Origin of the sequence: Kribbella sp. NPDC026611 (assembly GCF_040638345.1) — a bacterium.
GTDB lineage: Bacteria > Actinomycetota > Actinomycetes > Propionibacteriales > Kribbellaceae > Kribbella.
In genome coordinates this window covers 199179-224625 of record NZ_JBEZYC010000005.1, presented here as the reverse complement: position 1 = coordinate 224625, position 25447 = coordinate 199179, and the positions used below count along the sequence as shown (strand labels likewise).

Below are 25447 nucleotides of genomic sequence, written 5' to 3'. Positions count from 1 at the left end.
GTGATGGCCGGGCGAAGGTGGGACATGGGCGCGACACGCCGGGTAGGAGAGCTCTTCGCCCGCCGGGTCGGCGGTGACGTCCGGCCGCCCGACGACGTCGTCGCCGGCAAGCTGGAAGGCGCCCTGGTCGACTGGGGGCTGTACCGCGAGGGCAAGCGCGACGAGCGGGTCAGCTCCTACACCGAGGCCCTGGTCCGGGCTCGGCGCGGGCAGGGCTTCGTCTGGATCGGCCTGTTCCAGCCGAACGACCACCAGCTCGCCATCATCGGCAAGGAGTTCGGCCTGCACCCGCTGGCGCTGGAGGACGCGTCCGAGGCGCACCAACGGCCCAAGCTGGAGCGGTACGGCGACACTCTCTTCGCTGTCTTCAAGACCGTCAGCTACGTGCCGCACGGCGACCTGACCGCTACCAGTGAGGTCGTGGAGACCGGTGAGGTGATGGTCTTCTGCGGACCCGGGTTCGTGGTCACCGTCCGCCACGGTGAGCACAGTGAGCTGTCCGGCCTGCGGCACGAGCTCGAAGGCGAGCCGAAACGGCTGGCGGCCGGACCGGGCGCCGTACTGCACGCCATCGCCGACCACGTGGTGGACCGCTACCTGGAGGTGGCGGACGCCGTCCAGGCCGACATCGACCTGATCGAGACGTCCATGTTCACCCCGCGCGGCTGGCGCAACATCGACCGCGTCTACCAGCTGAAGCGTGAGGTGCTGGAGCTGAAGCGGGCCGTGGCTCCGCTGACCGGGCCGATGCGAGCCCTCTCCACGGTCCGGAACCCGTTGATCGCCGACGAGACCAGGAACTACTTCCGTGACGTCGACGACCACCTGCAGCGGGTGAAGGAGCAGGTCATCTCGTTCGACGAGCTGCTCAGCTCGATCCTCCAGGCCGGCCTGGCCCAGCTGCAGGTGGCGGAGAACGAGGACATGCGCCGGATCTCGTCCTGGGTGGCGATCCTCGCCGTCCCCACGATGATCGCCGGGATCTACGGCATGAACTTCGAGAACATGCCCGAGCTGCGGCTGAAGTACGCGTACTTCGTCGTGCTCGGCGTGATGGCCGGCGCCTGCTACGTCCTGTACCGGCTGTTCAAGCGGAACCACTGGCTCTGAACCGCCAGGTTCATTACCAAGCGAACGGCGTGTTGGCAACCTTCTGCCATGGCCGGGAGTACTACCTGTTTGGAATGTTCAAACGGTTGTGGACCAATCCACTACCTTGATTGAATTTCCGCATCGCGTTCGGTCAGCGGGCAGCCACGATCTGCGACCGGCGGCATCGGGGGATGTCGTGACCACAGGGAGGGTCTGTCGTGCTTCGCATCCACTTCACGCCACGCGATCTGGCCCGGGTCACGGTCGCCACCAAGCCGGCTCCGCTGTGGGAGGTCCTGCTCAGTCTGCACATACTGCAGCACTCGGACGGCCGGCTGATCTTCGAGGACTGGCGCCGGCAGGTGCGGACCAAGGTCGCGCCGGACCAGATGCGGCTGCTGCTGGAGCTGACACCGCCCAAGGGGTACTCCCCTGACTTCCTCACCCCGGCCGAGTCCACACCGGACTTCGACACCGCGCTGGAGCTGACGCTGGCCACACCGCGGCAGCAGCTGCGCAGCCAGCTCGACCTGCTCGGCCGCTACCGCCCGGCCTCGCCGTGGACGCGAGAGCTGGCGCAGGGCAACCGGGCCGCGCTGGGGAAGCTCGGCCGGGCCATCCGGACGTACCACGACGCGGCGATCGCGCCGTACTGGAAGTCGATCGGGACGCACGTGTCCGCGGACCACGCCCATCGTGGCGAGGCGCTGGCCCGCCACGGGGTGGACCGGCTGCTGTCGTCGATCCATCCCCGGGTGCGCTGGGTCGCCCCGGTGCTGCAGGTGCTCGACATGAACGACCGGGATCTGTACCTCGATGGCAGGGGGATCGAGCTACAGCCGTCGGCGTTCTGCTGGCAGGTACCGACCAAACTGCGGGATCCGGATCTGAAGCCGATTCTGGTGTATCCGATCCAGCATGCGCCCGGCATCCTGCGGCAGGCGTCGATGGAACCGATGGCGTCGACCGACCCGCTCGGCTCACTGCTCGGGTCGACCCGGGCCGCCGCGCTGGAGGCGACCGTCAGCGGGTGTACGACGACCGAGCTGGCCAAGCGGTGCCAGATCTCACCGGCGGCCGCGAGCCACCAGGCGACGGTACTGCGGGAGGCGGGGCTGATCACCACCCGTCGGGCCGGCGCATCGGTGCGGCACGAGATCACCCAGCTGGGCATCTGGCTGCTGTCCGGCTACGGGTCCGGCAACAGCCGCCACGCACCGGCCCGGGTGCCGGTCTGACCAAGGTCCCGCCGCACGTTGGGCCGACTGGCACCGCCCCGCTCGTCGGCCCGGCGTGCCGTCGGTCTCGTCAGCCTGCGTCGTTGACCGCGGCTACGTACTGCTGATCGAGCAGTCGAACGATCTTCTCGCGGTCGAAGTGCTTGGACGGCCCCTGCCGGTCAGCCGCGACCAGGGCCTGCTGCCACGTGGACCGCGCCTCGTCGTCGCGTCCCAGCGCCTGATAGGCCTCACCGAGCGACACCAGCGTGGGTACTTCGGCCGCGCCCAGCTCAAGCTCGCGACACAGCCGCGCTGACTCCTCCAGGTACGGCACCGCTTGCTCGAAGGCGCCGTACTGCATGAAGGCGTACCCGGCCGTATCCAGCGCATAGGCGACGCCGCGGAGGTAGCCGACCGACCTGTGCCGCTCCACTGCCTCCAGCGCGTTCGCAACCGCCTCTTCGTGCCGGCCGAGGTCGCTGTAGGTGTGGGCCAGGTTGTTCTGCGCGGAGCCGTACGAGCGGTCGTCGTCGCTGTAGTCCATCGCCAGCTTCAGGTGGTACACCGACTTGTCGGTATCCTCGGTCTGCCGGTAGGTCATGCCGATGTTGCTGTGCAGCATGCTGATCCCGGTCCGCTGCCCGGTCGACTCCATCAGCTCGAGCGCGCGGTGGAACTGCGCCAGCGAGTCGGAGACCCGGCCGAGCAGCCCGTACCCGACAGCCAACTGGTTCCCCACCATCGCCTGCAGCAACGGCTCTCCGGTCAACGCGGCAGACCGTACTGCGGTCTCGTGGGCCGCCAGCACCGCCGCGCTCGGCGACCGCTGCTGCTCCAGGTAGTCCCACAGCTCGCTGCCGAGACAGGCGGCCAACCGGTGCTGACCGCGGTCCGCACCGACGATCACTGCGGCGAGCAGGGTGCTCCACTCCTGCCGGAACCAGTCCAGCGCGTCGGCACTCGACGCGAACGTCATCGGCCGGACACCAGGCAGCGGGTCCTTCAGCAGCTTGAACCGGATCACCCCGCCACGCGCCAACCGAGCGGACTGAGCCGTATGTGCGAGCCAGTCGAGCAACCGGGCGAACGCCTCCTGGTTCTCCTCCGGCCGCTCCAACCCAGCGGCGTACAGCCGGATCAGGTCGTGCAGCTGGTACGACGCCGGCGACACCTGCTCCAGCAGGTTCACCTCGACCAGCAGGTCGAGCAAGTGGTCTACCTCGGCCTCGTCCACCCCAGCCAGCGCAGCTGCTGCCGGCGGCCCGAACACGGCGGCCGGATAGGCGCCGAGCATCCGGAACAACCGGGCCGCATCGGGCGGCAACGCCTGGTAGGACCACGACAGCACGGCCCGCACGCTGCTCAGCTCGTCGTCGCCGATCTCCAGGGCACTGAGCCGGTCGCTCGCAGCCGCCAACTGCTTGGTGATGTCGGTACTGCGACTCCGGCTCGCCCGCTCGGCGCCGACGACCAATGCCAACGGCAACCTTCCGCACAGCTCCGCGAACTCGGCTAGCTGCGCCGCGTCGTAACGGCGGCCGGCCACGACCCGAGCCAACAGCTCTGTCGATTCCTCAGCCGACATGAGCCCCAGGCTGAGCCGTCGTGCGCCCTCGCGCGCCACCAGACCACGCAGCTGATTCCGGCTCGTCACGATCACGAACCCACCGGCACCCGGCAGCAGCGGACGGACCTGAGCAGCATTGCGTGCGTTGTCGAGCACCAGTAGCAGCTGCTTGTCCGCAAGCACCGTCCGCAGCATGGCCGACCGCGCCTCGGTAGCACCCGGCACTTGGTCCGCCGGCACGCCAAGAGCCAGCAACAGATCCGCCAGCGCCTCATGCGGCTCGAGTAGACCACCTGCGCTGTAGCCGCGCAGGTTGATGAAGACCTGTCCGTCCGGGAAGTGCTTCCGCACTTGGTAGCCCCAGTGGACCGCCAGTGTCGTCTTGCCACTCCCGCCGGTCCCGTCGATCGCAACGATGACGGCACTCTGGTCCAATCGCTCGCTGCGCAGTACGTCGTCTAGGAAGTCCAGCGCCGAGGTCCGCCCGGTGAACGTGGGCAGGTCCCCGGGGAGCTGCCTCGGCACAGCCGGCGTGCTGGGCGCACCGGCGAGCAACTCGGCGTACACCGCTTGCAGCTCCGCACCCGGGTCCGCACCGAGCTCGTCGGCGATCCGCACCCGCACCGACTCATAAAGCTCGAGCGCCTCGGCCGCCCTTCCAACTTTTGCCAGCAACCGAAGGAAGCGGACCCACAGCGACTCTCGCAACGGATAGGTCGTCGTCAGCTCACGCAACTCAGCGAGGACCTCGCCCGTGTCGCGCTCGTCGACCCGGAGATCGGTACGGCGCTCTACGGCCGCCAGGTACTGCTCTGTCAGCCGCGGCGCCTCGGTGCTCTCCAGCCACTCGGACCGTACGCCGTCGAACGGCCGCCCACCCCACTCGGCCAGCGCCGCCCGGAGCGCGTCGTACGCATCGTCCGTCTCCGCGGCCACGCGCAGCAGCCGGGTGAAGCGGTGCACGTCGATCTGCTCAGGGTCCAACTGCAGGCTGTAGCCGGCCTGCCCGGTCGTCACCAGGTCAGCACCGATCACGCGACGCAGGCGGGTCATCAGCGTGTGCAGACTCGGTCCGACGTGGGCGGGTGGGCCGTCGCCCCAGATGCGCTCCGCGAGCACCGGCGTGGAGACGGGTTCACCGGCTGCGAGCGCGAGCACGGCGAGCAGCGCCCGGATCCGATCGCCACCGAGCTCGACCGGCCGACCGTCCATGCGCACGGACACGCCGCCCAACAGGCGGACCGCTACCCGCGCACTCCCGGACGTCTGCGTCATCTGCCTCCACTTTCCCGGCTCCCAACCGCTCCACGGTACCGCCCGGAGGGTCGTGACAGCCCGCTGACAGGGGGTGTTCGGCATCATCGGCGGAGGAGAGGGGAGGTCCATTTGCTGCGGATACATTTCACCGGTCAAGACCTGGCCCGGACGACCGTGGCCGAGGAGCCGGACCCGATGTGGGAGATCCTCCTCAGTCTCCACCAGCTGCAAGGTCGCGACGGCGCGGCCCACTACGGCAACTGGCGTGAGCGGGCCCGGCGCAGCCTGCCCCGGTCTGCTGTCCGGCTGCTGCAGCTGGCGCCACCACGCGGGTACTCCCCCGACTTCCTCACCCCAGCGGACCGCAGCGGCAACTTCGACGAGGCCCTGGACAAGGTCCTGTCCACACCGTCGCAACGACTGCAGGAGGACCTCGAGCTCCTCGCCGTACGCCGTCCGCGTACCGCCTGGACCCGCGAGCTCGCAACCGGCCGGTCCGACGCCGTCCACGGCCTGGGCCAGGCGCTACGGGTGTACCACCACTACGCCGTAGAGCCTTACTGGGAGTCGATCCGGTCCTTGGTGCGCACCGACCACCAGCAGCAGGTCAGCAACATGTCCGGTGCCGGCGTGGCTGAGCTGCTCCAGCAACTGCACCCTTCCGTGCGCTGGAAGGCACCTGTGCTGGAGATCTCCGGCTTCTCGGTCGACCGCGACGTTCACCTCGACGGTCGCGGGCTGCGGTTGCAGCCGTCGGTCTTCTGCTGGCGTACGCCGACCAAGCTGCACCACCCGGACCTGCCGCCAGTGCTGGTCTACCCGGTGCAGTACGCGCCGGGCATGCTCCGACGTACGTCGCTGGACGAGAGGTCGCAGCCGCTCGCCGCGCTGCTCGGTGCGACCCGAGCAGCCGCACTCGAGGCGATCGCGGACGGCTGTACGACGACCGAGCTGGCAGGGCGCTGTCAGATCTCACTGGCCGGAGCCAGCCGCCAGGCGGGCATCCTGCGCGACGCAGGTCTGATCAGCACCCGCCGCGCCGGGCAAGCCGTCCGCCACGACCTGACCCCGCTGGGCAAGGCCGTGCTGACCGGTGGCTTCGCTCCGGCCGCCCAAGCGGGCTAGAGCTTGTAGTCCTCGAGCAGCCGGCGGCCGATGATCATCCGCTGGATGTCGGCCGTGCCCTCACCGATCAGCAGCATCGGCGCCTCGCGGTACAGCCGCTCGATCTCGTACTCCTTGGAGAACCCGTACCCGCCGTGGATGCGGAACGAGTCCTCCACGACCTGAGCGCAGTACTCACTGGCCAGGTACTTCGCCACGCCCGCCTCGAAGTCGTTGCGCGAGCCGCTGTCCTTCTTCCGGGCCGCCTTCACCATCAGCTCGTGCGCGGCCTCGACCTTGACCGCCATGTCGGCCAGCCGGAACAGCACGGCCTGGTGGTCGGCGATCTTCTTGCCGAACGTCTCCCGCTGCTGCGCGTACGAGATGCCCAGCTCGAACGCCCGCCGGGCGACCCCGCAGCCGCGCGCGGCCACGTTCACCCGGCCGACCTCGACGCCGTCCATCATCTGGTAGAAGCCCTTGCCCGGTACGCCGCCCAGGATCTGCCCGGCGTCGATCCGGTAGCCGTCGAACACCAGCTCGGTGGTGTCCACGCCCTTGTAGCCCATCTTCTCGATCTTGCCCGGCACCGTGAGGCCCTTGTCGACCTCGCCGAACCCGGGCTCCTTCTCGACCAGGAAGGTGGTCATGTTCTTGTAGACGGAGTCCTGCTGCTCGTCCGTCTTGACCAGGACGGCGACCAGGTTCGACGAGCCGCCGTTGGTCAGCCACATCTTCTGGCCGTTGACGACATAGCTCTCGCCGTCCTTGACCGCCTTGGTCTTGATCGCGGCCACGTCGGAGCCACAGCCCGGCTCGGACATCGAGAACGCCCCCCGGACGTCACCGGTCGCCATCCGCGGCAGGTACTTCTGCTTCTGCTCGTCGGTCCCGTGCTGCAGCAGCATGTACGCGACGATGAAGTGCGTGTTGATGATGCCGGAGACGCTCATCCAGCCGCGGGCGATCTCCTCGACGCAGAGCGCGTAGGTGAGCAGCGACTCGCCGAGGCCGCCGTACTCCTCGGGGATCATCAGCCCGAACAGGCCGAGCTCCTTGAGGCCCTCGACGATCTCGGTCGGGTACTCGTCGCGGTGCTCGAGCTCGGTGGCGACCGGGAGGATCTCCGCCTCGACGAAGGCCCGGACCGTCTTCAGGATCTCCTCCTGAATGTCGGTCAGGCCCTCGGTCTGCTGCAACCTGCTCATGCTGCGCCTCCTTCGACCGGCTTACCCGCGAGTATCGCGGTTCTCAGCATCCCGGTCAGGGTGTGACACCCGCTGTGACACGAGCCACCTGCAGGAGGTCGCGTGACTCACTCGTGGTTGTTGGTCTGCGGCAGGGAGCTGCTGACGACCGAGAACAGCGCGACGATCTGCGGCGTCGCCTGCCACCGGTGCCGCTGCTGCGCCTCCACGAGCCGCTGCCGGGCGTCGTTGAAGTGCTTGGCGGCGGCGTCGGTGTCGCCGTGGTCCAGAGCCTCGGCGGCCTGGTCCAGGTCGTGCGCTGCCTCGCGTGGCGCTCGGCTGTGGCCGTCCTGCTGCGTCGCCCGGACCTGCGCGGCGAGCGTCCGCAGCGCATTCACCAGTGCGCCGTGCTGGTCCGCCTTCGGCGTCTGCTTGGGTGTCTGCTTCGGGGTCGCCTTCTTGGACGGCGTCTTCGTCGGAGTCGGCGTGGGCTTCGCAGTGGTCGTCGGCGCGACCGAGACCTTCTGGACCGGGACCGACGGCGTACCGCCGGCCTGTGCGGTCGGCGGGTCGGTCGAGACGGCTTCCTTGAGCAGGATGGCGCCGGTGATCGCAGCCAGTACGACGGCTGCCGCGATGCCGAACTTGGCCAGTGGGAAGGCCTTGCGCGGCGCCCGGTGAGCGGACTCCGGCTCCTCTTCCTCCCAGTGCCCGATGTCCAGCGGCTCGTCGGCAGGCAGGGCCAGGACCTGTGTCTGGTTCGTCGGCCCGGCGTTCGTTGGCGTAGCCACCAACGCGCTCGTTGGTTTAGCCAACAGCGCAGCCACCGCTGCCGCAGACGTCGGCCGGTCCGCCGGGTCCTTGGCCAGCAGCGCGCTGACGAGGTTGGGCAGCTCCGCCGGTACGTCGGTCCGCGCGATCGGCGCAGGTGGTACGTCGAGGTGCTGGCGCATCACCGCGTCCACGGTCGGGCCGCTGAAGGGCGGCGTACCGGTCAGCAACTCGTACAGGACGCAGCCGAACGAGTACCAGTCGCTGGCCGGCGTGGCGGGCTCGCCACGGACCTGCTCCGGGGACACGTACGACGCCGTACCGAGCAGGACGCCCAGGCCGGTCGTCTCGTTGCCCGCGCGTTTGGCGATGCCGAAGTCGGTCATCTTGAGCGTGCCGTCGGCGGCCAGCATCAGGTTGGCCGGCTTCACGTCCCGGTGCACGATGCCGGCGCCGTGGGCCGCGTCCAGAGCGCGTGCACCCTGCGTCGCAATGTCCGCGACCAGCTCCGCGCTCGGCAGCCCCGCAGTACGCATCAGCTGCGCCAGGTCCGGGCCCTTGACGAGCTCCATGACCAGGAACACGTGCTCACCCTCGGTGCCCACGTCGTACGTCGCCACCACGTTCGGGTGCGACAGCCGCGCCGCGGACTGCGCCTCGGCGCGGAACCGCTGGACCGCGTCCATCGGGTCGCCTTCGAGGCGGCGAAGAAGCTTCACCGCCACCTGGCGGGCGAGGACCGTGTCCTCCGCCTGCCACACCTCACCCGCACCGCCCCTGCCCAACAGGGTCAGCAACCGGTACCGACCGGCCAGTACCTCGCCGTTCACACACCACACCTTCCGCAGCGGACCGCAACACCTTAGGCGGGATCGCGGAGATGATCGAGTCGGCGGCGAAAACCTTGAGGAAGCTCTGCGCACAGCGATCGGCGTACTACGGTGTGTCGCATGAAGCGATCGATTACCGCCTTGATCGTGGCCACGCTGGTCGCGACGACGCTGACCACGACCACCGCGTCCGCGACGCCGGCCGGTCACCCGAAACCGGTGGCGCGGTGCGAGTTCACGCCGACGCCCGAGAACCCGGCGGCCAAGCCCGTCCGGATCCCGTCCCCCGTCGCCCGGGCCAAGGGCACCGTGGACGTGTACTTCGTCACGAACTACGGCCCGTTCGTGGTCCGGATGGACCGCGCCAACGCGCCCTGCGGCGTGCACAACTTCGTGCACCTGGTGAAGAGCCAGTTCTACGACGCCACCCAGTGCTTCCGGCTGACGAACTCGGCCCGCCTCGGCGTGCTCCAGTGCGGTGACATCTACCGCCAGGAGGAGGGTGGCCCGGGCTACAAGTTCCCGGACGAGGTCACCGGGCAGGAGACCTACCCGCGCGGCACCGTTGCCTATGGCAACCAGGGTCCCGGCACCAACGGCTCGGAGTTCTTCGTCGTCCACTCGTTCGCCAACATCCCGCCGAACTACACCGTCCTCGGCCACGTGATCGCCGGCATGTCCACCTTCGACCGGATGGTCAAGGCCGGCATCGCCGACCCGGACCAGGACGGCCCCCCGACCCACCCGATCCGAATCCTGAAGGTGTGGACCGTCTAGGGGGAGGGTAATTCCGGCGCCCGCGGCGCTACCGTGAGACATGGGCATCCGCGGGCGACCCCGCCACCCGGACGTGCTGACACCGGCCGAGTGGCAGGTCGTGCACGCGGTCCGGCACGGCATGTCGAACCGGGAGATCGCCCGGCGGCGCGGGGTCAGCCCGGACGCGGTCAAGTTCCACATCACCAACGCGATGCGCAAGCTCGGCCTGGCCCGGCGGGCCGAGCTGCGCACCTGGCGTGGGGTGCCCGCAGACAGTGCTCTACGGGTTCAGAAAGGCGCGGAGATGGTGCAATTGGGGGCGATCGGGCAGATCGCCAGGACGGTCAGCGACATCGAGACGGCGAAGGCGTTCTACGGCGGCGTGCTGGGGCTGCCGCACCTCTACACGTTCGGCGACCTGGCGTTCTTCGACTGTGGCGGGACGCGGCTGTTCCTTCGCGCCACCGACGAGCGCGGCGAGCAGTCGATCCTGTACTTCCGGGTCGACGACATCCAGACGGCGTACGACGAGCTCCGCGAGCGCGGCGTGAGCTTCGAGGACGCTCCGCACCTGATCCACAAGCACGACAGCGGGGTCGAGGAATGGATGGCGTTCTTCCCCGACCCCGATGGTCAGCTGCTGGCGATCATGGCGCAGGTCCAGCCCTAGTCGGCCGGCGGCTGCCAGACGTTCGAGCGGGTCATGCCTGCCGCGCGGCCCTTGGCGGAGATGACGAGTGCCATCTTGCGGGAGGCCTCGTCGATCATCTCGTCGCCGAGCATCACCGCGCCGCGGGCGCCGCCGGCCGCCGAGGTGTAGTGGTCGTAGGCGTCGAGGATGTTCTCGCTGTGGTCGTAGTCCTCCTGGCGCGGGGAGTAGACCTCGTTGGCGGCGGCGATCTGGTCCGGGTGCAGGACCCACTTCCCGTCGAAGCCCAATGCGGCGGACCGGCCGGCGACCCGGCGGAAGCCGTCGACGTCCTTGATCTGCAGGTACGGGCCGTCGATGGCCTGCTTCCCGTGCGCCCGCGCGGCCATCAGGATCTGCATCAGGATGTAGTGGTACGCGTCGCCGACGTCGTACCCGGGCGGCTGCTCACCGACCACCAGCGACTTCATGTTGATCGACGCCATGAAGTCGGCCGGGCCGAAGATGATCGTCTCCACCCGCGGCGACGCCTGCGCGATCGCGTTCACGTTGGTCAGGCCGAGCGCGTTCTCGATCTGGGCCTCGATCCCGATCCGGCCCGGCTCGTAGCCGTGCACCTTCTCCAGCTGGGTGAGCAGCAGGTCGAGCGCGACCACCTGCTCGGCGGTCTGCACCTTCGGCAGCATGATGCAGTCGAGGTTGGCCCCGGCACCGCCGACGACCTCGATGACGTCCGCGTAGGTCCACTCGGTGGTCCAGTCGTTCACCCGGACGACCCGCAGCTTGCTGCCCCAGCCGCCCTCGTTCAGCGCCGCGACGATGTTCTTCCGCGCGTCCACCTTGGCGATCGGCGCGACCGAGTCCTCCAGGTCGAGGAACACCTGGTCGGCGTCCAGTCCCTTCGCCTTGGCCAGGAACCGCGGGTTCGACCCCGGGGTGGCCAGGCACGACCTTCTGCTCCGCAAGACCTGCTCGGACATCTGGACCTCCGCTCGGTTACTCACCGGTCACCGGCAGCGTACGGCGAAACGCCCGCTCCCGGCCCGGTGACATCGCTCACTGTGACACTCTTGGCCCGTGGAGAACGCCGAGGCTGTGACCGTGATCGCCGCCGTGATGAAGAAGGCCGGCCTGGTCTGGCTGTCCTGGAGCGGCGGGCGCCCGGCCCCGGCCTGGTTCGCCACAGTCGACGGCCAGTATGTCGTGCTCGCGGACAGGGCCGACAGCGCGGAGCAGCCGCTGCCCGGGCTGGTCACGGCCGGCTCGGCGGACGTCGTCGTACCGGCGAAGCCCGCAACGAACCGGCTGGCGGCGTGGAAGGCGACCGTACGGCGTCTGGAGCCCGGGACCGAGGAGTGGACCGCAGCGGCCCTGGTGCTGCGCACTGAGCGACTCAACGCGGCCGGCCTGGACACGCAGCTGGCGCGCTGGCAGACAGAGGCCGACCTGCTCGTCCTGGAGCCCACCGGCGAGATCACCGAGGCAGCCGGTCGGTACGACGCCACTCCACGCGCCGAAGCGCCGGTCGGTACGCGCGCGACCACCCGAGGCAATGCGCCGATCACCCTGCACCGCAAGGTCCGCCGGCGCCCCAAGCTGAGCTGAGGGGCGAGTCCGCTGCCACGGACTCGCCCCGGCTTCATCAGCTCAGCCCGAACGCCCGATCCACCGTCTGTACGACGCTGTCACCCGCGTTGTCACGAGCCGTCGTACGCAGGCTGACGTAGCGGGCCTGCGAGGGCGCGTCCAGCCTCGCCTGCTTCAGAGTGCTCCAATGCGCGCCGTCGTCGTACGAGACTTCCACCGACACACTGCTGATCCGGCCAGCCCCCACTGCACCCGGCAGTTGCGAGGGGGTGATGCTCAAGGCGCTGTGCCGTTGTGCACGGCCTGAGAGGTCCAGTGCGACCCCGTAGTCCAGCTGGATCAGCGGGAGCGTCTCCAGTTGGGTGTAATCGCCATGGGCCGACATGAAGCTCCACTCGGTGTGCGTCGACGGCGAGTACGGCCAGTTGGGCAGCGTGCGGGTGGCGTCCACCATCAGCCGGTACGGGAGCCGCTCCGGCGCCGCCTCGGCTGAGACGAAGTCCGACCCCTCGCTGACCAGCTGATCGCCTTGGTATAGCGCGGACTTCAGCGTGACGCCGTCGAACACCGTGCCTTCGTGCTGACCGTCACCCCAGGAGGGCATCCCGAAGACGTTGATCAGGTCGCCGATCCGCGACGGCGGCGTCGACATCGCGTTGTCGCTCAGCAGCCGTGGCCGCTCGACCCCGCCGAACAACGTCTCCTTGCTGGTGCTCCGAGCCGGGTAAGCCCGCGACGAGCCGACCTCGGACAGCTGCCCGGGTACGGCGGACTGGCTGAGCCACTGCATCTTCGGCCCGGCTGTCACCCAGACGGTGTGGTCGACCTGTCCGAGCACGGTGCTGCTCATCGATCCCACTGCCCAGGTGAGGTCGGGCGACAGGTCGTACCGGATGTCCAGCGCCTCGCCCTGGAAGATGTTGCGGAACGACTGCTCGATCTTGGCGAGGTCGTTGGGACCAGGCCGGTAGCCGGGGTCAGGCGGGATCAGCCCGTCGTGGTGCTGGACCAGGTCGTACAGGTACTGCGGGTACGGGTGCGAGGTCAGCTTCATCGTCGTGGAGCCGTGGCGGAGCTGGGCGAGCAACCGCTGGCCCTGGTCGGTGTTCAGCGACGCCACCGGGAGCGGTGGAGCCTCCTCGGCCGGCTTGTCGGACCAGGCGTCCAGCGGACCGTACCCGTCGTTGACGATCAGCAACTGCTGGGCGCCTGCGATCGCTGCGTACTTCGCCTGATCGCCAGCCGGGACCTGGTCGTTGCGGAGCACCACGGCGATCCTGCCGCGCACCGACGTCCGTCTGAACCCGTCACTCGATCCGTCACCGACGTACACCAGCGAGGCTGCGCGGGTGCCCTCCTTGAGCTTCGGGGACAGGCTCTGCACCTGCGGCGTCCACGAGTCCTTGCCTGCGGCAAGCGTTACGGCCGGCTGGTCCTGGCGCCACCGGGTGGTCACCGTGTACGCCCCCTGCGTCACCTTCTTCGTCGGCGTTGCCCAGACGCTGTCGTAAAGCCACCACTCGAGCTGGTAGCTGTCGAAGAAGCGGTACAGCTCGGGATAGCTGCGTTGCTGGTCGAACCGGATGCCGTTGTTCGTGGTCGGTTGCGGAGTGACCGCGGCGACCTTGCGCAGCGTCGAGGCGTCGAAGATCACCGTCCGGTCCTTGGTGAGGATGACCTCGGGGTCGCTGAGCACGGCCCGCGCGAGCGAGTGCGGCCCGTCAAGGCCGTGGACGTCGGCGTACATCCAGACGGCGTACGTGCTGGGCCGGACGGACAGCTCGACGCGGCCGCTCTCGTCGATCAGGTACGCGTGCGGCGCGGTGTCGCGGCGGACGTCCTTGACAATGACCAGTCCGGGCAGCGCCGAGCCGTCGCGGTCCTTGCCCTGCAGCGTCAGCTTGACCCGCTCGCTCTGCTTGCTGAGACCGACCGGGGTGTGCAGCTCACCCGCAGGTCCGGTCGCGGTCAGCATCGCGCTGTAGCCCGCGTCGTCCACCGCCAGGTCCAGATGCCCTGGTACGCCGACCGTGGCGGTCCCGTGCCCGGGGACGGTCACCTGGGACGAGGTGAGGGTCAGCAACCCAGCAGGAACGCCAGGGGCAGTCACAGCCAGGTCCAACGTCACGGGTCCGCGCCCGTGTTGGTGTACACGACGTCCTTGCTCATCACGCCACTGGCCGGGTACTTCGCCGAGAGGAAGGCCGAGCTGGTCGCGAACACCGAGCTCTTGACCGCATTGGCCACGTCGAGTCGCCCGCTACCCCCGGCGTACGGGCTGATCGCACTAGTGCGTTTGGTCGTGCTCACCAGGGCGTCCTTGAGCTGGACCCCTGTCCAGTCGGGGTGCACCTTGGCCAGCAGAGCCGCGGCACCCGCGACATGCGGAGTGGCCATGGAGGTACCGCTCATCGTCAAATACGGGCCCTCCCCCTCCGGCGCGTACTGCGACCGCGCGGCCAGCACGTCGACGCCGGGCGCCGTCAGCTCTGGCTTGAGCGCGTTGTTGTTCAGCCGCGGACCGCGGCTGGAGAAGCCGGCCAGCCGGTCGGACGAGTCAACCGCTCCGACTGTCAGCGCGGCGTCGGCCGCACCTGGGGCGCTGACCGAGTACGGACCGGGCCCGGAGTTGCCAGCGGCGATGACGAACAGCGCACCGGTCTCGGCGCTCAGCTCATTGACGGCCTGGCTCAGCGGGTCGGTCCCGTCGGACGGCTCGTTCCCGCCGAGGCTCATGCTGATGATCTTGGCGTGCTGGTCCCGGGCGGCCCATTCCATCCCGGCGAGGATCCAGGAGTCCTGGCCGCTGCCGTCGTTGTCGAGGACCTTGCCGATGCGCAGGCCCGCGCCGGGCGCAACGCCCTTCTCCCGTCCGCCGGAGGCCGCGCCGGTACCCGCGATCGTCGACGCGACATGCGTGCCGTGGCCGTGCCGGTCCGTGACGTCCTGCCCCGGGACGAAGCTCTCCGATGCCTTGACCTGGCCGGCCAGATCCGGGTGAGCCGAGTCGACACCGGTGTCGAGCACCGCGACGTCGACGCCCTGGCCGGTGTTGCCGCCCTGCCAGACCTCCGGGGCGCCGATCTGCGCGGTGGTGTCGGCCAGCGTGACCTTGACCTTGCCGTCCAGCCAGACCTTGGCGATCCCGCCCTGGAAGGTCTTGGCCATGCTGGTGCCCCGCGCGTCCGGCGTACCGGTGAGCGAGCTCCAGAACGCCGCCGGGTTGTTGCGGTCGGCAACGAGCGCGGCGCCGTGGATGCTGCTCAGCGTGTGGGTCCCGCTGGCTCCGGCGGGCACGGCCTGCTTACGCGCATCGGAGTACGTCACGATCAGCGGCAACTGGTCGGTGTGCTCGTCGTCGTACCCGTCGGCGAGCAGTTCGCTGACGTTGAACAGGCCCTCGTCGAGTACGCCGGAAGCGACGTACGGCATGGCCTTGTCCGGATAGACGTAGGTGTCGTTGCCGACGGTCATGATGTGCGCGCCGGCCGGGCCGCCGCCCGGCTTCTGGACGGTCGCCGTGGTCCGGCCGTCCGCGGTCGTCGTCGTGGTGACCTTGTCGCCGGTGATCAACGTGACCGAGCGGGTCGCGGGCCGGACGGTCGACGGTGAGGTCGACGGTGAGGTCGACGGTGAGGTCGACGGTGAGAAAGCAGCTGGGACGGCTCCCGCTGGGGACGCGGGCAGGGTCGCGGCCAGCAGCGCGAGGGTCGCGCCGGCCGCGGCCAGGCCGCGAAACGAGTACTGGGGCAAGGGAAACTCCAGGGAGAGGCGGGGTTTCCCGCATTACACGCGGGCCTCACGGCTGACCGCCATCGATCTGCCCTGGCACAAACTGGTCACGACCAACTCGGACAGCCTGTCCACCAAGTGGACGGGAGACACGCCCTAGATCCATCCACGGTCGCGGGCGTGCCAGCCGAGCTGCAGCCGGGAGCGTGAGTTCGTCCGCTCCATCAGCAGCTGCACCCGGCGCGCGATCGTGCGCCGGCTCATCCCCAGCCGCACCCCCGCCGCGTCATCGGTCAGACCGGCCACCAGCAGCGACAGCAGGTACCTGTCCTCCGCTGACATCGGCGCCTCCGCCTCTGGTGTCTCCTCAGCTGTCACCACGAGCGGACTGGCTCGGGCCCACACCATCTCGAAGAGCGCGACCAGAGCGTCCAGCAACCCGCACGGGTGCACCAGCAGAGCGGCGTCCCGCGCCGGAGTGGCCCAGTCGAGCGGGAGCAACGCCAGCTCCCTGTCCGCGACCGCCAGCTTGGTCGGGAGGTCGTCAACGATCCGCGCCCGCTCCCCGGCGCGGACATGGCTGACCGCGCTGGCCGACAGCACTGCGTCGCTCAGCGCGGAGCTGTCGTAGACGACCCGGTACGTGACGCCCTCGGCTTGTCGGGCCAGCTGGGTCCGGTTCACCTCTGCCGTGGCCGCGTACGGCGGTGCGACCAGCTCGCGCATCTCGTCCCGGGCGGTCCGCTGGACCCGGTCGAACGCCAGCCCGACCGCGGTCTGCCCGGACACGATCTCGATCAGTTCCTCGGTCCGCCGGTCGCTGGCCAGGTTGTACGCCGCCGTGGTCAGCCGGTACGCCGCCTGGCGGATCCGCTCCAACTCCTCCCCCTGGCGCTGGACGAGCTGCTCCACCGCCAGGTCGGGCGGCACAGGTACGACCAGCTCGCGCGGAGACGGCGTACGGTGCACGAACCCTTCGCGCTCGAGCGCGTCGACAGCGCGCAGTACGTCCGGCTCGGCCAGCCCCACGCGGTCGGCCAGCTCGACGACACTCGCCGGGCCCTGCCGGACCAGGGCGAGGTACGTCGCCTCGTTCTCGGTCCCCAGCCCAGTGGCTCTCAGCATCTTCCACCCCATCTGCCACGCCGATGACAACGATGTACCGGCCGGAGGGAGTCTAGGAACCAGGCCGCCGCTCTGGCGACTGCAATGACCGTCCGGCGAGACGATCACGGGACACAGCCCGGCGCGGGACCGTTGCGGACGGGGTGCGGTTAGCCTTCGAACATGAGTGGATCACCGTCGCGGGTTTACGTGGCCCGGCTGGCTGGTCTCCCGGTGTTCGACCCGAACGGTGACCAGGTCGGCAAGGTCCGTGACGTCGTCGCGATGATGCGCCAAGGCAACCAGCCGCCGCGCGTGCTCGGGCTGGTGGTCGAGGTGTTCACCCGGCGCCGCATCTTCCTGCCGATGACCAGGGTGACCTCGGTCGAGGTCGGCCACGTGATCAGCACCGGTCTGCTCAACCTGCGGCGCTTCGAGCAGCGCCCGACCGAGGTGCTGGTGCTGGGCGAGCTGCTGGACCGCACGGTCACGATCGCCGACAGCGGTGAGACCGCGGTGGTCTACGACATGGCCATGGAGCAGTGGCGGACCAGGGACTGGCTGCTGACCAAGGTGGCCGTCCGCGAGGGCCCCAAGCGGTTCCGCCGGCGGCGCGGGCAGACCCACGTGCTCGACTGGGACGACGTGAGCGGCTTCGCCCAGACCGAGGAGGGTCAGGGCGCGACCCACATTCTGGCCGCGTTCGAGTCGATGCGAGCTGCTGACCTGGCCGGCGTACTGCATGACCTGTCTCCCAAGCGGCGCAAGGAGATCGCTGCTGCGCTGGACGACGAGCGGCTGGCCGACGTACTCGAGGAACTGCCCGAGGACGACCAGGTGGAGATCCTGGCCGGCCTGGACACCGAGCGGGCCGCGGACGTGCTGGAGGAGATGTCGCCGGACGACGCGGCCGACCTGATCGCAGAGCTACCCACCGACACGGCCGAGCGCCTGTTGACTTTGATGGAGCCGGACGAGGCAGAGGACGTACGGCGGCTGCTGACTTACGAGGAGCACACCGCGGGCGGTCTGATGACGTCGGAGCCGGTGATCCTGCCGGTCGATGCGACGGTGGCGGATGCGCTTGCTCACGTACGCAACGCCGAGCTGAGCCCTGCGCTGGCCGCGATGATCTACGTCTGCCGGCCCCCGCTGGAGACGCCGACCGGCCGGTTCATCGGCATTGGTCACATCCAGCGGCTGCTGCGCGAGCCGCCGTCCGAGCTGGTGTCCGCCGTGCTGGACACCGATCTGGACGGGCTGCGGCCGGACGACAGCCTGCAGGCGGTGGCGAAGTACCTGGCCACCTACAACCTGGTGGCGGCGCCGGTGCTCGACGACGAGGGCAGACTGCTCGGTGCGGTGACGGTCGACGACGTCCTGGACCACCTGTTGCCCGACGACTGGCGAGAGCACGACCACTCCGAGGAGGTGGACCACAATGCCCCGTGACGACCGCCGGATGTTCCGGACCTCGACGCGCCTCGACGTACCGAAGGAGACCCGCCGGACGTTCGTGCCGGCGTACGACGCCGACGCGTTCGGACGGCTGTCGGAGCGGATCGCCCGGTTCCTCGGCACCGGCCGGTTCCTGGTCTACATGACCGCGACGATCCTGTTCTGGGTCTGCTGGAACATCTTCGCGCCGGAGAGCCTGCGCTTCGACCAGTACCCGTTCATCTTCCTCACGCTGGCGCTCAGCCTGCAGGCGTCGTACGCCGCTCCGCTCATCCTGCTCGCGCAGAACCGGCAGGAGGCCCGCGACCGGGTCCAGTACGAGCGGGACCGGGACGTGGACGCCCGCACCCGGGCGGACATGGAGTTCCTGGCCCGGGAGATGGCGTCGCTGCGGATGGCCGTCGGCGAGGTCGCCACCCGCGACTTCATCCGCTCCGAGCTCCGGTCGCTGCTGGCCGACCTCGACCGCGCCGACGACCGCGTCTGAGTCTTTGGGTCCGAGCTACTCTCGATCGCAGGTGAGGAAGGACATGCGATGAAGACTCGGTTCGCGCCCGATCGTGGGCTCTCCCGGCGGATGGTGGTCACCAGCTTCCTGCTGGGGCTGCTGTACGTCGGCTTTGTTGCGCTGCTGATCGCTCTGACCAAGAGTGCCGTGATCGCGATCGTGCTCGCGGGCGGCCTGCTGTTCGTACAGTACTGGTTCTCCGACAAGATCGCGCTCTACGCGATGCGCGGCCGGATCGTCACGCCGGAGGAGGCGCCGCAGCTGCACGGCGCGATCGACCGGCTGTGCGCGCTGGCCGACATGCCGAAGCCGCGGGTCGCCATCGCCGACGTGGACCTCCCGAACGCCTTCGCCACCGGCCGGAACCCCAAGAACGCGGTCGTCTGCGTGACCACCGGCATCATGCGCCGGCTGGACGCGGACGAGCTGGAGGGCGTGCTCTCGCACGAGCTCTCGCACGTCGCGCACCGGGACGTCGCGGTGATGACGATCGCGTCGTTCCTCGGCGTACTGGCCGGCCTGATCACCCGCTTCGGCGTGTACGGCGGCCTCGGCCGGAACCGGGACCAGAACACCGCGGTGATCGTGCTGACCATCATCGGCGTCTCGATCGCGGTCTACGCGATCTCGTTCCTGCTGACCCGCGCGCTGTCGCGGTACCGCGAGCTGGCGGCGGACCGGGCCGGCGCGATGCTGACCGGACGACCGTCCGCGCTGGCGTCGGCGTTGACGAAGATCAGCGGCGACATCGCGCGGATCCCGTCCCGCGACCTGCGCCAGGCGGAGGCGTTCAACGCGTTCTTCTTCGCCCCGGCGATCTCCGGCAAGGGCGTCAGCCTGTCGTCCCTGTTCTCCACCCACCCGCCGCTCGAGAAGCGACTCGACCGCCTCGGCGTGCTCTCCCGCGAGCTGGGCGAGCAAGCTTAGGGCCATGGGTCTACTCGATATCCTGCTCGGCCGGAGCAAAGCCGTCCCGCCGAACCTTGACCAGTTGTTCCAGCTTCCGTCGGCCGCGATCACGTTGGAGACCGCGGCCGGCTACCGTCCGACGGGCAGCGGCTCGGTCTGCTTCAAGGCGGCCGAGGGCGGTGGGTTCACCGCGCTCCGCGAGGAGGTCGACAAGCTGCTCGCGCTCGACAACGGCAAGCTGACCAGTACGACGGACTCCTACGGCTTCACCTGGCTGGTCCGGCAGACCGCGCCGGACGACCTGGAGACCCTCGTCACCGACCTGCACGCGGTCAACACGTCCCTGGTCGACGCAGGCTTCGGTGGATCGCTCCTGTGCACGCTGGTCAACTTCACCAACGGCTCCAAGCCGCTGGGCCTGATCTACCTCTACAAACGCGGCACCTGGTACCCCTTCGCCCCCGCGGGCGCCGACCGCCGGGACAACGCCACCGAGCTCCAGATCAGGTCGATCGTCGGCGCCGACCTCCGCTTCGAGGCAGACCTCTCCCGCTGGTTCCCCGTCTACGGCGCCCCCGGCCTCTGAACGCCCCTGGGACACCCCCGGCGCGGAGTAAGGGTTGCCTTGCCGGGGGTATGTCACATGGACTGTGGTCGGGCGGATTCGGGGGAGCACGTAGCCTTGGGGCATGGCTCCCACTGCTGATCAGGTGACGACGGCGCTCGGTGGTGTGCTGGATCCGGAGATCCGCAAACCGATCACGGACCTCGGCATGGTCGAGTCCGTCGTCGTGCGCGAGGACGGCGTGGTCGCCGTCCGGATCCTGCTGACCGTCGCCGGCTGTCCGATGAAGGACACGCTGCGGCGCGACACCACCGCCGCGGTCAGCAAACTGGACGGCGTGACCGGCGTCGAGGTTGACCTGGGCGTGATGTCGACCGAGCAGCGGGCAGCCCTGCAGACCCAGCTGCGCGGTGGCGTGGCCGAGAAGGAAATCCCGTTCTCCCGGCCGGACTCGCTGACCAAGGTGTTCGCGATCGCGTCCGGCAAGGGCGGGGTCGGCAAGTCCTCGGTGACGGTGAACCTCGCGGTCGCGATGGCCCGGCAGGGACTGTCGGTCGGCGTCCTGGACGCGGACATCTACGGGCACTCGGTGCCGGCCATGTTCGGCGTCGCGGACGAGCGGCCGACCGCGGTGGACGACATGATCATGCCGGTGCCCGCGCACGGCGTGAAGGTGATCTCGATCGGCATGCTGAAGCCGAAGCGCGACCAGGTGGTCGCGTGGCGCGGCCCGATCCTGGACCGGGCACTCGTGCAGATGCTCGCGGACGTCTACTGGGGCGACCTCGACGTACTGCTCCTCGACCTGCCGCCGGGCACCGGCGACATCGCGATCTCGGTCGGTCAGCGGCTGACGAGCGCGGAGGTGATCGTGGTGACGACGCCGCAGGAGGCCGCCGCCGAGGTGGCCGAGCGCGCCGGCACCATGGCGCAGATGGTGCACCAACGGGTCGCAGGTGTGGTCGAGAACATGTCGTACCTGCCCTGCCCGCACTGCGGCCCCGAGCACCGGATCGAGATCTTCGGCAGCGGCGGCGGTACCCGCGTCGCCGAGACGCTGTCCGCCCGGCTCGGGTACAAGATCCCGCTGCTCGGTGAGATCCCGCTGGACGAGCGCCTCCGCTCCGGCGGCGACCTCGGCCAGCCGCTCACCGCGGCCGACCCCGACACCCCGGCGGCGCAGGTCCTCGAGAAGATCGCCGGCACCCTGGGCGGCAAGCCCCGCGGCCTCCTCGGCCGTCAGCTGGGTCTCAGTCCCGCAGGTCGCTGACCAGCAGCTCGTAGATCACCTCGTCGTCGAAGCGAGTCGACAGCTGGAAGGCCCCGCGTTCGGTGCCGACGTGCCGGAAGCCGGCCTTCTCGGCGGTACGGCGAGCCGCGGTGTTCGACGCCGCCGTACGGATGAAGAGGCGGCGGCCGCCGAACTCGGCGAAGTACCACTCGGCGACCCGCTGGACCGCCTCGGTCATCACGCCTCCGCCCTGGGCCTCCGGGTGCAGCCAGTAGCCCAGTTCGGCGTCACCGACCTCGTCGCGGTCGATCCGGAAGAGGGTCAGGTTCCCCAGGCCTAGGTCGGTCTCGCGATCGGCCACGCACCAGTTGAAGCGCTGCCCGGAGGCCGCCTGCTCGGCGAGGTCCCGCAGCCAGAAGCGCGCATCCTCGGCCGTGAACGGCTGCGGGATGAACGGCAGGAAGTGCGCAGTCGCCTGATTGGTCCGCGCGCCGGCGATCCGGTCCACCTCGTCGTCCCGCCACCGCCGCAGCCGAAGCCGTGAGCTCTCCAGGACGGGGTGCATGTCCGGGATCGTCTCACTGCCCCTGCTGGTCAGGCATGCAACCGGTCGGTCGGAGCGGCCATTAGGAGGTAAAACACCCAGAGCAGGAGGCTCCGAGTGAGACTTCGATCGGTACTTCGCCGCGGCGGGCTGACAGCCCTCGCCGCGGCGCTCGTCGTTCCGGCGGGCATCACCTATGCCGCTCCACCGACCCAACCCAAACCGACGTCGAAGGACATCCGGGTCACGCTGATCACCGGCGACCAGATCGTCCTCCCCGGCGGCAACGAGCGGACCCCCGGCTTCCGGTCCGGCCCCGGCCGGCAGAACGTCGCCTTCAGCAGCACCCGGATCAACGGGCACCTGACGATCATCCCCGCCGACGTCCAGCCGCTCATCGACAGCGGGCGCCTCGACCGGCGCCTGTTCGACGTGACCGGCCTGGTCAAAGCCGGGTACGACGACGCACACAGCCAGACCATCCCGATCCTCACGACGCATCCCAGCGCCGGTCTGAAGACACCACACAACCTCCCGGCCGGCATCACCGCCGGAAAGGTCGACAAGGCTGCCGCCGGCACCTTCCTCGCCGGCCTGCGCAGCGCGAAGAGCGTGACCGGCGGCAAGATCTGGCTCGACGGCAAACGCAGCCTCACCCTCGACCAGTCCGTCCCGCAGATCGGCGCACCCACCGCCTGGCAGGCCGGGTACATCGGCACCGGCGTCACCGTCGCCGTACTCGACTCCGGTATCGACACCACCCATCCCGACCTCGCCGGCCAGGTCGTCGGCGCGAAGAACTTCGTCGACAGCACCGCCGGCGACCAGGACGGTCACGGTACGCACGTTGCCTCGATCATCGCCGGCACCGCGGCCGCCTCGGCCGGCCGGTACAAGGGTGTCGCGCCGGGCGCCCGCCTGTACGACGGCAAGGTCTGCACCATCGACGGCTGCCCGGAATCCGCGATCCTGGCCGGCATGCAGTGGGCCGCGACCGAGGTGAAGGCCAAGATCGTCAACCTCAGCCTGGGCGGGCCGGACACCCCGGACCTCGACCCGCTCGAGCAGGCCGTGAACACGCTCAGCGCCGAGACCGGCGCTCTGTTCGTAGTTGCTGCTGGCAACGACGGTCCGGGGGCGAGCACGATCAACTCACCAGGCAGCGCCGACGCGGCGCTCACCGTCGGTGCGGTCGACAAGCAGGACGGCCTCGCCGACCGCAGCAGCCGTGGCCCGCGTCTCGACGGCGCGATCAAGCCGGACGTGACCGCGCCGGGCGTCGACATCGTCGCAGCCCGTTCGAAGGACGCCGTCATCGGCGAGCCGGTCGGCGACCAGTACCTGCGCTTGTCCGGTACGTCGATGGCCACGCCGCACGTCGCCGGATCCGCCGCGATCCTCGCCCAGGAACACCCCGACTGGCAGGCCGCCCAGCTCAAGAGCGCATTGATGGCCTCCGCGAAGCCGGCAGCGGGCCAGTCCGCGCTCGACCAGGGCGCCGGCCGAGTCGACGTAGCCCGGGCCATCGCGCAGACCGTCGTACCCGAGCCTGGCAGTCTCAACTTCGGTACGGCGCTCTGGCCGCACACGGACGACGCATCGATCAGCAAAGACGTCACCTATCGCAACAGCGGCACCAGCGCGATCACCCTGCACTTGAGTTCCGAGCTGACAGGACCAGACGGACCGGCACCAGCCGGAGCGTTGCGGCTCAGCACGGACACCGTGACCGTCCCAGCGGGTGGCACCGCGATCGTCCAGGTCGTCTCGTCGACCAACCACAGCGGTCCGGACGGTCGCTACACCGGACGGGTCGTCGCGACTGCACCAAACACCTCAGTGGTCCTTCCACTCGCCTTGTCCAAGGAGGTGGAGACGCACACGCTTACCATCCGCAATCTGGACCTCAACGGCGAGCCAGTCGCGACCAGCGACTCCATCTGGGCAGCTGGTCACCCCTACGAGAGCACGGTGTACGACGAGAGCGGCACGGTGACGCTCCGGCTGCCGAAGGACGAGTACACCGTCAGCGGCGCCCAGTTCGTCGACCAGGGCAGGCGCTACGGGTACTACGCCATGGTCAAGCCGTCGCTGCAATTGACCGAGGACACCACGGTCGTGCTGGACGCCCGGACGGCTCGACCGGTCAGCGCCAAGATCCCGCGCACGGACGCGGGCCAGGTGATGACCATCGCGAAGTACTACCGGACGTCCGCGGACGGTCGGCGCAGCACACAGGAGGAGTTCGGCGTCCAGACGCCCAGCACGACGCTGTACACGGCCGGTGGTGAGCTGCCCGCAGCGCAACTGGCCACGCAGATCACCGCATTCTGGGGAGTTCCTGGCGCGGACCAGTTGGGGAAGGACACGCCCTACCTCTACGCGCTCGACGATCTGGTGCCCGGCGGCTTCCCGACGGGCTTCGTACGAACCGTCAAGGACCGTGACCTCGCGACGGTCACGCAGGCCTTCCACAAGTCCGGTGGGAACGAGTTCTTCGTCCACAACGCACCGATGCGTGGCCAGCTCGGCACGTCGTACCCACTGGTCGAGCTGACGGCGCCCGCGGTGCTGGAGGAGCATCTGGAGGCCGGGCCGGCGACCTGGTTCCAGCCGGTCTGGATCATGAGCTTCCCCGACACCATCGCGTCGCTCTCCATCGGTGACCCCTTGAACGCCGCCAAGTACGAGGCCGGCAAGCACTACAGCGGCCGCTGGAACGCAGCGGTCTCCGGACCTGCCTCCGCCAGCGTGCAGCGACAGGGAGCCGGGCTGTACGCCGGCTTCACCTCCTACTCCGATCCGGACGGCCACACCGGCTACGCGACGGTCGACACAGCGAGCAGCAAGCTCTACCGGGACGGCACGCTGGTCGCCAGCTCGGAGGACTACGGCAGTGTCGTCGCGGACGGTCAGCCCGCCGACAAGGCGACGTACCGCTTGGAGACGTCGATGACGCGCACGTCGTACTCGCCGCTGTCCGACCGGGTCGACTACACCGCTACCTTCACCTCAGCGGCCGACCAGGAGCTCAAGCCGCTGTGGACGGTCCGCTACGCGCCACAGGTCGACAGCAACAACGCCTTCGTCTGGAAGCCGGTGACTGTCCTCCCGGTGACCCCGCAGGGCCCGACCGCCACGGTGAAGAGCATCAAGGTCGAGTACTCCACCGACGGCGGTACGACGTGGCGCACCGCTCCCCTGTCCGCGCCGGAGAACGGCACGTACAAGGCCATCTACACCACTCCGCACAGCGCGAAGTCCGTGTCGCTCAGAACGACTCTGACCGACGCAGACGGCACCACCGTCACCCAGACGACCGCCAACGCGTACCTGCAACGCTGACCATGCAGTCCGCCTGGCCCGGGAGACC

General features: G+C 69.3%; 20 protein-coding genes. 12 read left to right on the top strand and 8 right to left on the bottom strand.

Annotation, left to right across the window (positions count from 1 at the left end; translation table 11 throughout):
• Positions 1-3 precede the first annotated feature (3 nt).
• Together AB0E69_RS22680 and AB0E69_RS22675 are read left to right on the top strand one after the other, a co-directional pair.
• Positions 4-1110, top strand: coding sequence for a magnesium and cobalt transport protein CorA (locus tag AB0E69_RS22680; protein ID WP_360149213.1), 1107 nt, complete (start codon positions 4-6; stop codon positions 1108-1110).
• A gap of 200 nt (positions 1111-1310) precedes the next feature.
• Positions 1311-2330 (top strand): winged helix-turn-helix domain-containing protein, encoded by a 1020-nt coding sequence (locus AB0E69_RS22675; RefSeq protein WP_360149210.1) that lies wholly within the window; start codon positions 1311-1313, stop codon positions 2328-2330.
• Positions 2331-2400: 70 nt separating this feature from the next.
• Here the strand turns inward: AB0E69_RS22675 and AB0E69_RS22670 are convergent, their stop codons facing one another.
• Positions 2401-5154, bottom strand: a complete 2754-nt coding sequence (locus AB0E69_RS22670) for a BTAD domain-containing putative transcriptional regulator (RefSeq protein WP_360149207.1) — start codon at positions 5152-5154, stop codon at positions 2401-2403.
• A gap of 111 nt (positions 5155-5265) precedes the next feature.
• Here AB0E69_RS22670 and AB0E69_RS22665 point away from each other — a divergent pair, with 111 nt between their 5' ends.
• The gene (locus AB0E69_RS22665) at positions 5266-6261 is read left to right on the top strand and encodes a winged helix-turn-helix domain-containing protein (RefSeq protein WP_360149204.1); all 996 of its coding nucleotides are present in this window, start codon (positions 5266-5268) and stop codon (positions 6259-6261) included.
• Here AB0E69_RS22665 and AB0E69_RS22660 read toward each other — a convergent pair.
• On the bottom strand, positions 6258-7448 hold the full coding sequence (locus tag AB0E69_RS22660; protein ID WP_360149201.1) for an acyl-CoA dehydrogenase family protein: 1191 nt from the start codon (positions 7446-7448) through the stop codon (positions 6258-6260). The genes AB0E69_RS22665 and AB0E69_RS22660 overlap by 4 nt on opposite strands.
• A 107-nt stretch (positions 7449-7555) precedes the next feature.
• The gene (locus AB0E69_RS22655; RefSeq protein WP_360149198.1) at positions 7556-9028 is read right to left on the bottom strand and encodes a serine/threonine-protein kinase; all 1473 of its coding nucleotides are present in this window, start codon (positions 9026-9028) and stop codon (positions 7556-7558) included.
• A gap of 120 nt (positions 9029-9148) precedes the next feature.
• On the opposite strand from AB0E69_RS22655, the gene AB0E69_RS22650 reads away from it, so the two are divergent.
• Positions 9149-9805 carry a peptidylprolyl isomerase gene (locus tag AB0E69_RS22650; RefSeq protein ID WP_360149195.1) on the top strand — a complete coding sequence of 219 codons (657 nt, stop codon included), beginning with the start codon at positions 9149-9151 and terminating at the stop codon, positions 9803-9805.
• Positions 9806-9845: 40 nt separating this feature from the next.
• Positions 9846-10457 (top strand): LuxR C-terminal-related transcriptional regulator, encoded by a 612-nt coding sequence (locus AB0E69_RS22645; RefSeq protein ID WP_360149192.1) that lies wholly within the window; start codon positions 9846-9848, stop codon positions 10455-10457.
• Here AB0E69_RS22645 and AB0E69_RS22640 read toward each other — a convergent pair.
• Complete coding sequence (locus AB0E69_RS22640) at positions 10454-11416, bottom strand: CoA ester lyase (RefSeq protein WP_360149189.1); 963 nt, start codon at positions 11414-11416, stop codon at positions 10454-10456. The two genes, AB0E69_RS22645 and AB0E69_RS22640, sit on opposite strands and share 4 nt — an antisense overlap.
• A 97-nt stretch (positions 11417-11513) precedes the next feature.
• On the opposite strand from AB0E69_RS22640, the gene AB0E69_RS22635 reads away from it, so the two are divergent.
• Positions 11514-12041: a hypothetical protein gene (locus AB0E69_RS22635; protein ID WP_360149186.1), complete on the top strand. Its 528-nt coding sequence runs from the start codon at positions 11514-11516 to the stop codon at positions 12039-12041.
• Between the two features lie 37 nt (positions 12042-12078).
• On the opposite strand, the gene AB0E69_RS22630 is transcribed toward AB0E69_RS22635, so the two are convergent.
• The 3 genes from AB0E69_RS22630 to AB0E69_RS22620 form a co-directional block, all read right to left on the bottom strand.
• Positions 12079-14133, bottom strand: a complete 2055-nt coding sequence (locus AB0E69_RS22630) for a PA domain-containing protein (protein ID WP_360149183.1) — start codon at positions 14131-14133, stop codon at positions 12079-12081.
• A 14-nt stretch (positions 14134-14147) separates the two neighbouring features.
• Positions 14148-15776, bottom strand: coding sequence for a S8 family serine peptidase (locus tag AB0E69_RS22625; RefSeq protein ID WP_360149180.1), 1629 nt, complete (start codon positions 15774-15776; stop codon positions 14148-14150).
• A 135-nt stretch (positions 15777-15911) separates the two neighbouring features.
• Positions 15912-16880, bottom strand: a complete 969-nt coding sequence (locus tag AB0E69_RS22620) for a helix-turn-helix domain-containing protein (RefSeq protein ID WP_360149177.1) — start codon at positions 16878-16880, stop codon at positions 15912-15914.
• Positions 16881-17042: 162 nt separating this feature from the next.
• Between AB0E69_RS22620 and AB0E69_RS22615 the strand changes: the two genes are divergently transcribed.
• The 5 genes from AB0E69_RS22615 to AB0E69_RS22595 all read left to right on the top strand — a co-directional run bounded on the left by AB0E69_RS22615 (position 17043) and on the right by AB0E69_RS22595 (position 21569).
• Complete coding sequence (locus AB0E69_RS22615) at positions 17043-18311, top strand: CBS domain-containing protein (RefSeq protein WP_360149174.1); 1269 nt, start codon at positions 17043-17045, stop codon at positions 18309-18311.
• Positions 18301-18804 (top strand): DUF1003 domain-containing protein, encoded by a 504-nt coding sequence (locus tag AB0E69_RS22610; RefSeq protein ID WP_360149171.1) that lies wholly within the window; start codon positions 18301-18303, stop codon positions 18802-18804. Before AB0E69_RS22615 ends, AB0E69_RS22610 begins: the two co-directional genes overlap by 11 nt.
• Before the next feature lie 48 nt (positions 18805-18852).
• The gene (gene htpX, locus AB0E69_RS22605) at positions 18853-19752 is read left to right on the top strand and encodes a zinc metalloprotease HtpX (RefSeq protein WP_360149168.1); all 900 of its coding nucleotides are present in this window, start codon (positions 18853-18855) and stop codon (positions 19750-19752) included.
• Between the two features lie 4 nt (positions 19753-19756).
• Positions 19757-20320 carry a hypothetical protein gene (locus AB0E69_RS22600; RefSeq protein WP_360149165.1) on the top strand — a complete coding sequence of 188 codons (564 nt, stop codon included), beginning with the start codon at positions 19757-19759 and terminating at the stop codon, positions 20318-20320.
• 103 nt (positions 20321-20423) lie between these two features.
• A complete protein-coding gene (locus AB0E69_RS22595) occupies positions 20424-21569 on the top strand; it encodes an Mrp/NBP35 family ATP-binding protein (RefSeq protein WP_360149162.1) in 1146 nt (381 codons plus the stop codon).
• Here the strand turns inward: AB0E69_RS22595 and AB0E69_RS22590 are convergent.
• A complete protein-coding gene (locus AB0E69_RS22590) occupies positions 21550-22095 on the bottom strand; it encodes a GNAT family N-acetyltransferase (protein ID WP_360149159.1) in 546 nt (181 codons plus the stop codon). The genes AB0E69_RS22595 and AB0E69_RS22590 overlap by 20 nt on opposite strands.
• Positions 22096-22191: 96 nt before the next feature.
• Here AB0E69_RS22590 and AB0E69_RS22585 point away from each other — a divergent pair, with 96 nt between their 5' ends.
• On the top strand, positions 22192-25419 hold the full coding sequence (locus tag AB0E69_RS22585; RefSeq protein ID WP_360149156.1) for a S8 family serine peptidase: 3228 nt from the start codon (positions 22192-22194) through the stop codon (positions 25417-25419).
• Positions 25420-25447 lie beyond the last annotated feature (28 nt).